The organism is Clavibacter lycopersici, from assembly GCF_003576405.1.
Classification (GTDB): Bacteria; Actinomycetota; Actinomycetes; order Actinomycetales; family Microbacteriaceae; genus Clavibacter; species Clavibacter lycopersici.
In genome coordinates this window covers 1-11,447 of the sequence record NZ_QWGT01000075.1, presented here as the reverse complement: position 1 = coordinate 11,447, position 11,447 = coordinate 1, and the positions used below count along the sequence as shown (strand labels likewise).

At 72.7% G+C, this 11,447-nt stretch carries 16 protein-coding genes and 1 pseudogene; 9 read left to right on the top strand and 8 right to left on the bottom strand.

Going from position 1 to position 11,447, the window contains the following annotated elements; genetic code table 11:
- The first annotated feature begins 104 nt into the window (after positions 1–104).
- The gene (locus DZG00_RS07135) at positions 105–320 is read left to right on the top strand and encodes a hypothetical protein (RefSeq protein WP_119381815.1); all 216 of its coding nucleotides are present in this window, start codon (positions 105–107) and stop codon (positions 318–320) included.
- 89 nt (positions 321–409) lie between these two features.
- Complete coding sequence (locus tag DZG00_RS07130) at positions 410–1,015, top strand: DUF6518 family protein (RefSeq protein ID WP_119381826.1); 606 nt, start codon at positions 410–412, stop codon at positions 1,013–1,015.
- Between the two features lie 9 nt (positions 1,016–1,024).
- Here DZG00_RS07130 and DZG00_RS07125 read toward each other — a convergent pair whose 3' ends face one another.
- Both DZG00_RS07125 and DZG00_RS07120 read right to left on the bottom strand, forming a co-directional pair.
- Positions 1,025–1,327 (bottom strand): Dabb family protein, encoded by a 303-nt coding sequence (locus DZG00_RS07125; RefSeq protein ID WP_119381816.1) that lies wholly within the window; start codon positions 1,325–1,327, stop codon positions 1,025–1,027.
- A 32-nt stretch (positions 1,328–1,359) separates the two neighbouring features.
- A complete protein-coding gene (locus DZG00_RS07120; protein WP_119381817.1) occupies positions 1,360–1,623 on the bottom strand; it encodes a glutaredoxin family protein in 264 nt (87 codons plus the stop codon).
- 76 nt (positions 1,624–1,699) lie between these two features.
- On the opposite strand from DZG00_RS07120, the gene DZG00_RS07115 reads away from it, so the two are divergent.
- Positions 1,700–2,452: an HAD family hydrolase gene (locus DZG00_RS07115; RefSeq protein ID WP_119381818.1), complete on the top strand. Its 753-nt coding sequence runs from the start codon at positions 1,700–1,702 to the stop codon at positions 2,450–2,452.
- A 110-nt stretch (positions 2,453–2,562) separates the two neighbouring features.
- Here DZG00_RS07115 and DZG00_RS07110 read toward each other — a convergent pair whose 3' ends face one another.
- The 3 genes from DZG00_RS07110 to DZG00_RS07100 form a co-directional block, all read right to left on the bottom strand.
- Entirely contained in the window at positions 2,563–2,661 is a 99-nt protein-coding gene (locus DZG00_RS07110) for a 30S ribosomal protein bS22 (RefSeq protein ID WP_003792170.1), read from the bottom strand.
- A gap of 72 nt (positions 2,662–2,733) precedes the next feature.
- Positions 2,734–2,973 carry a helix-turn-helix domain-containing protein gene (locus DZG00_RS07105; protein WP_011931768.1) on the bottom strand — a complete coding sequence of 80 codons (240 nt, stop codon included), beginning with the start codon at positions 2,971–2,973 and terminating at the stop codon, positions 2,734–2,736.
- A gap of 122 nt (positions 2,974–3,095) precedes the next feature.
- On the bottom strand, positions 3,096–3,635 hold the full coding sequence (locus DZG00_RS07100; protein ID WP_119381819.1) for an ArsR/SmtB family transcription factor: 540 nt from the start codon (positions 3,633–3,635) through the stop codon (positions 3,096–3,098).
- Between the two features lie 78 nt (positions 3,636–3,713).
- Between DZG00_RS07100 and DZG00_RS07095 the strand changes: the two genes are divergently transcribed.
- Both DZG00_RS07095 and DZG00_RS07090 read left to right on the top strand, forming a co-directional pair.
- The gene (locus DZG00_RS07095; protein ID WP_119381820.1) at positions 3,714–5,138 is read left to right on the top strand and encodes a TrkH family potassium uptake protein; all 1,425 of its coding nucleotides are present in this window, start codon (positions 3,714–3,716) and stop codon (positions 5,136–5,138) included.
- 52 nt (positions 5,139–5,190) lie between these two features.
- Entirely contained in the window at positions 5,191–5,859 is a 669-nt protein-coding gene (locus DZG00_RS07090) for a potassium channel family protein (protein ID WP_119381821.1), read from the top strand.
- Positions 5,860–5,893: 34 nt separating this feature from the next.
- On the opposite strand, the gene proC is transcribed toward DZG00_RS07090, so the two are convergent.
- Entirely contained in the window at positions 5,894–6,760 is an 867-nt protein-coding gene (proC, locus tag DZG00_RS07085; protein ID WP_119381822.1) for a pyrroline-5-carboxylate reductase, read from the bottom strand.
- A 133-nt stretch (positions 6,761–6,893) separates the two neighbouring features.
- On the opposite strand from proC, the gene DZG00_RS07080 reads away from it, so the two are divergent.
- On the top strand, positions 6,894–7,811 hold the full coding sequence (locus DZG00_RS07080; protein WP_119381823.1) for a cation diffusion facilitator family transporter: 918 nt from the start codon (positions 6,894–6,896) through the stop codon (positions 7,809–7,811).
- A gap of 30 nt (positions 7,812–7,841) precedes the next feature.
- Here the strand turns inward: DZG00_RS07080 and DZG00_RS07075 are convergent, their stop codons facing one another.
- Positions 7,842–8,303: a nucleoside deaminase gene (locus DZG00_RS07075; protein WP_199688911.1), complete on the bottom strand. Its 462-nt coding sequence runs from the start codon at positions 8,301–8,303 to the stop codon at positions 7,842–7,844.
- A 68-nt stretch (positions 8,304–8,371) separates the two neighbouring features.
- On the opposite strand from DZG00_RS07075, the gene upp reads away from it, so the two are divergent.
- The 3 genes from upp (at position 8,372) to DZG00_RS07060 (ending at position 10,977) form a co-directional block, all read left to right on the top strand.
- Positions 8,372–9,010: a uracil phosphoribosyltransferase gene (gene upp / locus DZG00_RS07070; RefSeq protein WP_119381825.1), complete on the top strand. Its 639-nt coding sequence runs from the start codon at positions 8,372–8,374 to the stop codon at positions 9,008–9,010.
- 394 nt (positions 9,011–9,404) lie between these two features.
- Entirely contained in the window at positions 9,405–10,211 is an 807-nt protein-coding gene (locus DZG00_RS07065; protein ID WP_119455488.1) for a winged helix-turn-helix domain-containing protein, read from the top strand.
- A 298-nt stretch (positions 10,212–10,509) separates the two neighbouring features.
- Positions 10,510–10,977, top strand: a complete 468-nt coding sequence (locus DZG00_RS07060) for a MarR family winged helix-turn-helix transcriptional regulator (RefSeq protein ID WP_119383244.1) — start codon at positions 10,510–10,512, stop codon at positions 10,975–10,977.
- Here the strand turns inward: DZG00_RS07060 and DZG00_RS07055 are convergent.
- A pseudogene (locus DZG00_RS07055) lies at positions 10,974–11,447 on the bottom strand (glycosyltransferase); the annotation flags it as partial. The gene DZG00_RS07060 and the pseudogene DZG00_RS07055 overlap by 4 nt on opposite strands.

Below are 11,447 nucleotides of genomic sequence, written 5' to 3'. Positions count from 1 at the left end.
ACTGAGGACCGCGGGAGCGCGCCCCTGCGCCCGCGGTCCGATCCGCCCCGCCCGCGCCGCCCGACCCGACCCGACCACGCCCGCCCCGCACCCCAAGGACGCCCATGGCCCTCACGAACCTCCCCTACGACGACGACGCGATCCTCACCGCCGTCCAGTCCGCCACCGCCATCAGCCGGGAGGTGCGTGACGTGCAGGTCGACTTCAGCGGCACGGGCGTCTCCGAGGACAGCGTCGCGCGCATCACGGCGACCATCTCCTGGACCGTCCCGGCGGACGAGGCCGTGCGGATCCTCGACGGGGCCAGGCCGCGCGACTGACCGGACCCGCACCGATCTGCACCCCGATGCGGACGCGGATCCCCCGCTCGGCCGACGACGCGCTGCGCCACCGGTGCGAGGGTGGGGCCATGACCCGACCCGACGCGTCTCCCGCACGCACCGCCGCCGCCCGGGACACCCTCCGGACCGCTCTCCGCGCCACCGCGGTCGTCCTCGTCTTCAGCCTCCTCGTCGGCGGCCTGACCGGCCCGGCGCAGGGCGCCCTGCCCGGGGCCGTGAACCCGCTCGCGAACTCCGCCGGCGGCTGGAGCATGCTCGCGTTCCTCGGCGTGTGGCTCTCCCGTGCACGCCCACCGCTCGGCGCCGTGCTCGGTGCGGTCTCCTTCGTCGCGATGGTGGAGGCGTACGGCGTCGTGAGCCTCTGGCGCGGGTACTTCCTCGCCGACCCGTTCACGTCGATGTGGACCCCCATCGGCCTCATCGCCGGCCCGTTCATCGGCGTCGCGGCCGCCCTCGTGCGGCATGCGTCGCGCCGGTGGACGATCGCGGGGGTGGCGGTGCTCAGCGTCGTGCTCGTCGCCGAGGGGATCTACGGCCTCGCGTTCATCTCGGACACCACCAGCCCCGCCTACTGGACCCTCGAGGTCGCCCTCGGGATCGGCTTCCTCGCCGCGGCGGTGCTGCGAGGGCGGCGCGTACGCGTCAGAGCGCCCGCAGGAGGAGCCCGGCACTAGCCCGCGACGTCAGACCTCGAAGTCGACCGAGGCCGCGGATCCCACGAGGCTCCGCACGAACGCCGCGACACGCTGGTGCTCCGGGTGCACGTCGTAGGCCTCGAGCGCGGCCCGGTCGTCGAAGTCGGCGATCAGCACCACGTCGTGGCTGCGCGCGGAGCCGACCACGTCGCGCCCCACCTGGAACGAGCGGATGCCGGGCACGAGGCCGGGCAGCGTCTCGAGCGCCTCGCGGATGCGCGAGGCGTCGCGGTCGAGGGCGGCGGGATCGCGGTCGGCGAGCTTCCAGGAGACGACGTGGCGGAGGGTCATGCACCGACCCTATCCGCGCGGGGTCTCCGGGCTCAGCCCGCGTCGAGCGCGCGGCGCAGCCGGTCGGCGTCGATGCGCCAGTAGTTGTGCACGCGCCCGTCGATGAGGAGCACCGGGATCTCCTCGGCGAAGCGGTCCGCCAGCGCCCGGTCGTCGAGGATGCTGCGCTCCTCGAGCGTCACCTCGGCGGCCCGGCCGGCGTCGAGGCCGCCCAGGACCTGCGTCACGACCTCGCGCGCGTCGTCGCAGAGATGGCAGCCGGGCTTGCCGACGAGGGTGAGGACCGTTGCGCTCATCCGCCCAGCGTAGGCGAGGGCCGGTGCGGCGCCACCCGGCTCCGCGCCCAGGAGCGTCGCCTACGCTGACCCGATCATGGTCGAGCAGTCGGGCACCCCGGTCCTCGCGTTCTTCGACGTGGACAACACCCTCATCCACGGTGCGAGCGTCTTCCACCTCGTGCGCGGGCTCCGCGCGGCGGGCCTCCTCACGACGCGCGACATCGTGGGCGCCGGTTGGAAGCACGCGCGCTTCAAGGCGCGCGGCGAGAACGACCGGCACCTCGCGTCGGCGCGAGCGCGCGGCCTCGAGGTCGTCACCGGGGTGACGGTGGCGGACATGGCGCTCCTCGCCGCCGACATCTACGAGCGGCACACCGCGCCGATGGTCTGGCCGGAGACGCTGGGCCTCGCGCAGGAGCACCTCGCGAAGGGCCACCAGGTCTGGCTGGTCACAGCCTCGCCGTCGTTCCTGGCCGACGTGATCGCGCGCCGCCTCGGCCTCACGGGTGCGCTGGGCAGCGACCTCGAGGTGCGCGACGGCGCCTACACGGGCCGCCTCGAGGGCGAGTTCCTCCACGGCGCCCACAAGGCCGCCGCCGCCCGCGGGCTCCTCGCGCGCACGGGCGCGGACGCCCGCGAGTGCTGGGCCTACTCCGACTCCCGGCACGACATCCCGCTGCTCACGCTCGTCGGGCACCCGGTGGTCGTGAATCCGGACCAGGCGCTCGCGGCCCACGCGCGCGGATCCGGCTGGCCGTCGATGCGGCTCCGTCGCGCGAGCATCCGCGACGCGCGCCGGCGTGTGCGCCGCGAGGCCGCGCAGGCGGACGGATCCCCCGAACGCTGACGCACGCGCGCGGCCGACCGACCGACCCCGGACGCACGAAGAGGACGCCGCCCCGTCGCCGGGTCGGCGTCCTCTCCATCACGTCATGCGCCCTCGTGGACGCGTCCGCTCTACTTCTTGTTGCGACGCTGGTGGCGCGTCTTGCGAAGCAGCTTGCGGTGCTTCTTCTTCGCCATGCGCTTGCGACGCTTCTTGATCACTGAACCCATAGGGGCACCTCATCTGTTGCCGGACGGAACACGCGGGCTCGAAGCACACGCGGAAAATAGCCTCAGAGGAGTCTAGCCGACATCCGACATGCCGGAGTGACGCGACGCCTCACCGGGCTGGCCGGGCAGCGCGTTCGACGGGTCGATCGCGGCGAGCACGGCGGACTCGGGCACCCGGAAGGAGCGGCCGAAGCGGATGGCGGGCAGGTCGCCCGAGTGCACGAGGCGGTAGACGGTCATCTTGGAGACGCGCATCATCTCGGCCACCTCGGCCACCGTGAGGAATCGGACGTCGGACAGGTCACGCGACATGGGCGGATCGACTCCTCGTTCTGCGTGACCGGCTCACGGACCTCCGTGCCCCCGCGATGCGGGCGCTGGTGCGCGAGTCTAGGGGTCCGGGTGGACGCGTGTCCATCGTGTCACATCGCGCCTCACGCGTCCCGCGAGTTCCCCTGCTTCCGCCCGCGCAGGCGACCGAGGCCGGCCTGCCCCGCGCTGCCGGCGACGCGCGTGGCGTCGTGCACGGCGGCTGCCGCCTGGTAGCGGGTGTCGGCCCAGATCCGGCCGAGGGACGCGGCGAACGGGTAGCCGGCCGGGTCGCCGTCCTCGTCCCCGTCGGGGTCGGCGGACAGGCCGCCGCCGAGCAGCCCGGTGTCGGGATCCGCGTGCGCGTCGTCCTCGACGCCGCCGCCGTCGACGAACGGCGCGACCCATGCGTCGAGCGCCTCGAGCGGCGCGGGCTCCAGGCGGTAGTAGCGGTGCTGCCCCTCCTCCCGCACGGAGACCAGGCCGATGTCGCGCAGGACGCGCAGGTGCTTCGACACGGTCGGCTGGCTGATCGCGAGGGTCTGCACGAGCTCCGAGACGCTGATCTCCCCGGTGGGCGCCTCGGGCACCGCGCGTCGGTCGAGCAGCACGCGGAGGAGGTCGCGCCGGGTGGGATCCGCCACGACGTCGAAGATGTCAGCCATCCCCGAAGGGTATTCGCTCCCGCGCTCGCAGTACCATGACGATCCGGGCCACATGAGCCCGGAAGCGGACAGGGGACCATGCGCGTCAAGCCGGATCACGGGCGTCCCCTCCTCGGGCGCATCCGCGACTTCCTCGACTACTTCGCGCATTCGACGCCCGCGCGCTTCGCGATCCTCATCTTCGCGGCGCTCGTCCTCACGCTCACGACGGTCCTCATGCTCCCCGGCATGAGGTCGAGCGGCACCACCGCGCCCTTCGCGGACGCGCTCTTCACCGCGGTCTCCGCCATCTGCGTCACGGGTCTCGCGACCGTCGACATGGCGACCTACTGGACCCCGCTCGGCCACGCCTTCATCGCGCTCGGCGTGCAGATCGGCGGCATCGGCGTGCTGACGCTCGCGTCGATCATGGGGCTCATCGTGTCGCGCCGCCTCGGCCTCAAGGCGCGGCTCATGGCGGCGAGCGACAGCAACCCGCTGCGGATCCACCACGGCCCCGTCGCCGAGGGCCAGGCCGTGAAGCTCGGCGAGATCGGCACGCTGCTGCTCACGGTGGCGATCAGCGCCCTCGTCATCGAGCTGTCCATCGCCGCCCTGCTGTTCCCGCGGATCCTGCTGGAGGGGATCCCCGTCGGCCAGGCCGCGCTCGACGCCTTCTACTACTCGCTCATGGCGTTCACCAACACGGGATTCGTGTTCAGCGAGGCCGGCTTCGAGCTGTACCACCAGGACTACTGGTTCCTCAGCCTGCTCATGATCGGCGTCTTCCTCGGCAGCATCGGCTTCCCGGTCATCTACGCCGTGTACCGCGGGTGGCGGAGGCCGCGGCGCTTCTCCGTGCACGTGAAGCTCACGCTGTGGACGTCGCTCATCCTCATCGTGCTGGGCACGCTCGCGTACGTCGTGCTCGAGTGGGACAACAGGAAGACGTTCGCGCTCATGGATCCCGTGCAGCACGGCTTCCAGGCGCTGTTCCTCTCCGTCATGACGCGCTCCGGCGGCTTCTCCACGCTGGACATGGCCGACTTCGGGAACGCGAGCCTGCTGGTCACGGACATGCTCATGTTCATCGGCGGCGGATCCGCGTCCACCGCCGGCGGCATCAAGGTCACGACCCTCGCGATCCTGTTCCTCGCGGCGTTCGCCGAGGCCCGCGGCAGCGAGTCGATGGAGGTCTTCGAGCGCCGCATCCCGAGCGACGTGCTGCGCCTCGCGGTCAGCATCGTGCTCTGGGGCGCGACGACCGTGGCGCTCAGCAGCATCGTGCTGCTGCAGATCTCCGGCGAGCGCCTCGACTACGTCCTCTTCGACGCCATCAGCGCGTTCGCCACCTCGGGCCTCAGCACGGGCTTCACGGCCGAGGCCACGGATCCCGCCAAGTACGTGCTGGCGGCCACGATGTTCCTGGGGCGCGTCGGCACGGTGACCCTCGCGGCGGCCCTCGCCGCGAGCACCCGACGGCAGCTCTTCAAGCGCTCCGAGGAGCGGCCCATCGTCGGCTGAGCCGGCGACGCGCACCCCATCCACCCGCACCGACCGGATCAGAGAGGCCCCCATGGGCGACCGCATCCCCCACAACGCCCCCGTGCTCGTCATCGGGCTCGGCCGCTTCGGCGCCGCGACCGCCGGGCAGCTCGCCCGCCTAGACCGGGAGGTGCTCGCGATCGACGCGAGCGAGGGCCTCGTGCAGAAGTGGTCGGATCGCGTCACTCACGCCGTGCAGGCCGACGCGCGCAACATCGAGGCGCTGCAGCAGCTGGGCGCCAAGGACTTCTCGATCGCGGTCGTCGCGGTGGGGTCGTCCATCGAGGCGAGCGTGCTCATCACGGCCAACCTGGTGGACCTCAAGATCCCGCAGATCTGGGCCAAGGCCATCAGCCAGTCGCACGGCAAGATCCTCGAGCGGATCGGCGCGAACCACGTGATCTACCCGGAGGCGGAGGCCGGTGAGCGCGTCGCGCACCTCGTGTCCGGGCGGATGCTCGACTTCATCGAGTTCGACGACGACTTCGTGCTGGCGAAGATGTACCCGCCGAAGCCCATCCGCGGCATGACGCTGCTGGAGTCGGCCGTGCGGCGCCGCTACCGGATCACCGTGGTCGGCGTGAAGACGCCAGGCAAGCCCTTCACCTACGCCACCTCCGAGACGCTGGTCTCGAACCACGACCTCATCATCGTGTCGGGCACCTCGGCCGACATCGAGCGGTTCGCCTCGCTGTCCTGACGCGCGGGCCCGTCGTCGGCGGCGATGGCTCCGGTCAGCCGGCCGCGAGCTCCCGCGCGCGGGCGAGCGCGGCGTCGGTCGCGCGGTCGAAGAGCGCGGAGAGATCCGCCGCCTGCAGCACCTCGACGGCGCGCTCGGTCGTGCCCTTGGGGCTCGTGACCCGGCGGCGGAGCTCCGCGGGCTCGTCCCCCGATGCCGCGAGCAGCTCGACCGCGCCGCGGAACGTGCCCTGCACGAGCACGCGCGCCTCGTCCGGCGTGAAGCCCTTGGCCACGGCCGTCCGCGTCAGCTCCTCGATGAGCAGGAAGACGTAGGCGGGGCCGGATCCGGAGATCGTGCTGAGCGCGTCGATGCGCTCCTCGGGCACCTCGACGACGTCGCCGACCGTCGCGAACACCGCACGCGCGAGCGCCAGGTCCTCGGCGGTCGAGCGCGTGCCGGCGGCGAGGCCCGTGACGCCGCGACCGACGAGCGACGGCGTGTTCGGCATCGAGCGGAGCACGGACACGTGCGCGGGCAGCAGCGACTCGAAGGTCGCGATGGTCACGCCCGCCGCGACGCTGATCACGACCGCGCCGGCATCCAGGTCGCCCGCGATCTCGCGCAGCAGGTCGGGCACCATGTGCGGCTTCACGCCCACGATCACGACGCGGGCCCCGCGGACCGCGCGCCGGTTGGCGTCGGCGTCCTCCTCGACGCTGGACGCCTCGACGCCGTCCCGCTCCGCGAGCGCCGCGGCGCTGACCGTCGAGCGGGTCGTCACGCGCACGTCGCCGTCGACCTCGACGCCCGGCTGCAGCAGGCCGCCGAGGATGGCGCCGTTCATGGATCCCGTGCCGAGCATCGCGAGCGACGGCAGGCGGACGAGGGCGGACGGGACGGGGCGGGAGGCGTCGGGCATGGCTCGATCCTAGGGACCGGGCGTCGCCCGATCGGGGCCGTCGGCGGCCCCTCGTGCGTGGCTAGGCTGAGGCGACCGGGGCATGCGCGCCCGGGCGGCCCGAGCCGTCCCCGCCGGTCGAGGAGGACAGGCCTTGAGCGAATCCCACGGCAGCAAGGCGATCTTCGCCGCGCTCACCGCCAACGTCGGCATCGCGATCACCAAGTTCGTCGCGGCCTTCTTCTCCGGCTCCTCCTCGATGCTCGCCGAGGGCGTGCACTCGCTCGCGGACTCCGGCAACCAGATCCTCCTGCTCATCGGCGGCAAGCGCGCCAAGCGCCTGGCGGACGAGGAGCACCCCTTCGGCTACGGCCGGGTGCGGTACGTCTACGCGTTCATCGTCTCGATCATCCTGTTCTCGGTCGGCGGCGTGTACTCGCTGTACGAGGGGATCCACAAGATCGAGCACCCGGAGCCGCTCGACGTGCCGTGGCTCCCGGTCGTCGTGCTCCTCATCGCCATCGGCCTGGAGTCGTTCTCGCTGCGCACCGCGATCAAGGAGTCGAACCCGCTGCGCGGCACGCAGACGTGGGTGCAGTTCGTGCGCCGCGCGAAGAGCCCCGAGCTCCCCGTCCTGCTGCTCGAGGACACGGCCGCGCTCTCGGGCCTCGTGTTCGCGCTCCTCGGCGTGACGGCCTCGATCCTCACCGGCGACGGCATCTACGACGGCATCGGCACCCTGCTCATCGGCGTGCTGCTGGTGGCGGTCGCCGTGATCCTCGGGGTCGAGATGAGCAGCCTGCTCGTCGGCGAGGGCGCGTCGAGGCCGGACCTCGCGGCCATCCGCGCCGCCATCACCGCGGGCCACGAGGCCGAGTCGATCATCCACATGAAGACGCTCTACCTCGGCCCGGACGAGCTGCTCGTCGCCGCGAAGATCGCCATGCCCGCCACGAGCTCGCTCGGCGACGTGGCCGCGGGGATCGACGCGATCGAGCGCCGCGTGCGCGAGGCCGTCCCCGTCGCCCGCGTCATCTACCTGGAGCCCGACGTGCGGGTCGCCACGCGCTGATCCCGCGCCGGCGGTCAGCCGGTCAACCGGTCAACCGTCGAGCGGATCCGCGCCCGCGGCGAGGCGTCGCTCGGCGAAGAACGCGTCCAGCAGCCGCGTGCTCTCCTCCGCCGCGACACCCGCGAACACCTCGGCGCGATGCGGGAGTCGACGGTCGCGCAGCACGTCGTAGAGCGATCCGGCGGCGCCCGCCTTCTCGTCCCACGCGCCGAACACCACGCGCGGCACCCGCGCCGCGAGGATGGCGCCCGCGCACATCACGCACGGCTCGAGCGTGACCACGAGCGTCGTCCCGACGAGGTGGCGGTCGCCCGTGGTGGCCGCGGCCTCCCGCAGCGCCTCCACCTCGGCGTGGGCGGTCGGATCCTGTCGCGCCTCGCGGAGGTTGCGCCCGCGCCCGATGACGGCGCCCGACGCGTCGACCACGACGGCGCCCACGGGCACGTCGCCGGTGGCCGCGCAGGCCCGCGCCTCGTCGAGCGCCACGGCCATCCAGCGCACGTAGTCGCCGGGCACGCGCAGGTCCAATCGCGTTCCCCCTTGCTGATTAGATGGAGCCTATGCGAGTCCACGTAGCCGACCACCCGCTCATCACGCACAAGCTGACGGCGCTGCGGGACCGCACCACCCCCTCCCCCGTGTTCCGCAGCCTCGCCGACGAGCTGGTCACGTTGCTGGCCTACGAGGCCACGCGCGACGTGCGGGTCGAGACCATCACGGTGCAGACCCCGGTCGCGCCCGCGCAGGGCCTCACGCTCAGCGACCCGAAGCCGCTCGTCGTGCCCATCCTCCGCGCGGGCCTCGGCATGCTCGACGGCCTGATGCGCCTCATGCCCAGCGCCGAGGTCGGCTTCCTCGGCATGGTGCGCAACGAGGAGACGCTGCAGCCGGACATCTACGCCGAGCGCCTGCCCACCGACCTGTCCAACCGCCAGTGCTTCGTGGTGGATCCGATGCTCGCGACGGGCGGATCCCTCATCGCGGCCATCGAGTACCTCTTCGACCGCGGGGCCGTCGACGTCACGTGCATCTGCCTCATCGCCGCACCCGAGGGCCTGAAGGCCGTCGAGGAGGCGACCGCCGGCCGCGAGGTCACCATCGTGCTGGGCGCTCTCGACGAGAGGCTCGACGAGGTCGGCTACATCATCCCGGGCCTCGGCGACGCGGGCGACCGCCTGTACGGCACCGCCGCGCACTGACGCGGGACCTCCGCTCCTCCGGCGCCGGCTCCCCTCGGGGACGGGCGCCGCTGTGCGTCCACGCACGATTCCTGCGCGTCCCGCACGATTCCGGCTCCTCCTGTTGACACGGGCGCACGGATCCGTGCAAGCTCTCCCCATGACTCTGAACGCGCACGTCCTGACCTCCTCCGAGGCCTCGGGAGTCGCCGGCATGATGATGCTCGGCCGTGTCGCGATGTCCTGTCGAATGTCGGCCTGAACCGCCACCTTCGCCTGAGCGGTCCCGCGACGAGCACGTCGCCGACCCTCCCCGCCGTCACCGGCGCATCCGCCCCCTGAGGCGTCTCGCACTCCCCTGAGGTCCCGCGCACTCCCGCTGCGCCGCACCCGCATCATCACAAGGACTCCCGCCATGTCGCTCGCGACCATCGACACCGCCCGCACCTCCCTCCGATCCGCACCTGCCGCCCCCGCCCTCCGCGCGGCCGCGCCCCTCGCCCCGCCGCTCCGTCGCCCCCAGGCCGTGCCCGCATCCGTCAGCGCCGCGGCCGCCGCCGCGCCGAGCGCCGCACCTGCACCTGCACCCGCTCGCCCGGCCCGCCTCCGCGCCGTGCCCGAGGGCACCGAGGCCCGCGGCTTCGCCATCTACGTCGGCCTCGACGAGCTCAAGGCGGCTGCCGCCGGCACCGACCTCGGCACCGTCGTCGCCGCCCTCAAGCGCCTGGCCGCCGAGCTGGCTCCCGGCGTCGAGACCCACGCCGCCGTCGCCCTCGCCCCCGAGGGCGCGGGCGGCCGCGACATCGACGTGGTCCGGCTCGCGCTGCAGGATCCGGCCGCCGTCGCCCAGCACCGCGAGCAGCCCGAGGACGAGGACCGCGCAGGCGGCGGCGTCACGGTCGACCTGTCGCGCAAGCGCGTCCTGCTCGACGGCGAGACCGCCCCGCTCACCTACAAGGAGTTCGAGCTCCTGCAGTACCTGGTGCTCCGCGAGGGCCGCACCATCGAGCGATCGGAGCTCATCGCCTCGCTGTGGTCCGCCGCGGACGAGGACGACGTGCCGAACGAGCGCACCATCGACGTGCACGTCCGCCGCCTGCGCTCCAAGCTCGGCCGCTACGAGGAGATCGTCCGCACCGTGCGGGGTGCCGGCTACCGGTTCGACCGGCACGCGGACGTCGCCGTGCACCACGCGAGCACCCAGTCGCCCGACCTGTTCTGAGGCGTCCTCGTGCGCTCAGCCTGCGCTTGCGGAGATTTCGGCGATCTCCCAGCAGATCGGGCCGGTTCGAGGTAGCGGGGCGTTACGGGATCGTTATACAGTCTTCTCGTCCCCACCGTTTGCTGTGGCGGTGGAGACGGAATGTGATTGCAGGACACTCCTGGTGCAAGGGAGAGGGCCGGCCCCATGCCTCTGGGGTCGGCCCTCAGTCATGTCCGGCGCGGATCCCCCTCGGGCGGCCCTCGGGGCGCCGCTCAGTAGACTTCACCTCGACAGCGTGCGCCCGATCACCATCGCGATGCGCACCGGACGAGGAGGCCTGGTGGGCGAGACAGCGGACGCCGTGCGGGCCTGGGAATCGCTCTTCCGCGCACAGGTCAGCGTCATGCGACGCCTCAGCGCCGAGTTCCCCAGCCGCGAGCTCTCGTTCAACGAGTACGACGTGCTGTTCAACATCTCCCGCCAGCCCGAGGGGCGCCTCCGCCTCCGCGACCTGAACCAGCACGTGCTCCTCACCCAGCCCAGCGTGAGCCGCCTCATCGACCGGCTCGTCGCCCGCGGCCTGGTCGTGAAGTGCGGCGACGAGAGCGACGGCAGGGCCACCATCGTGCGGCTCACCGACGCAGGGGATGCGGCCTTCCGCGCGGTCGCGCGGGTGCACATGGAGTCCATCGCCTCGACCGTGGGCGGGGCGCTCACAGCGGAGGAGCTGAACACGCTGCGCGAGCTCACCGACAAGCTGCGCGGGAGCGTCGCCGAGGCCTAGGCCCCGGATCCATCCGACGCAGGCGGGCGCGCGAACGGCCCGCCGCGGGCGACGAGCAGGCGCAGCAGCGACATCACCAGGTCGACCGCGGTCACGGTGCACGCAGCCCAGCCGACCGCCGTCGTGAGGGCCGCCGCGACGGGACCGCCGACCTCGGCCGCGGTGAGGATGCCCACGATGACCACGCCCACGACCGCCGCGGCGACGGCGTCCACCGCGGAGAAGGGCGGCACGGTCTCGGCCGCGGCAGGCCCGCGGCGCCGGCTGCGGGGTGCGAGCCGGTGCAGGCCGTCGCGGATCCGGGAGACGCCGTACGCCGCCTCCGCGGCCTCGAGCGGGAGGAACGTCGCGCCGAAGACCACGTCGGCCGCGGTGCGCTCGCGGATCCGGCGCAGGGTGCGAAGGTGCAGCGGCAGGCGAACCACGACGGGCACGGCCCACCACCACGCGGGCTCCAGCATGCCCTGGAT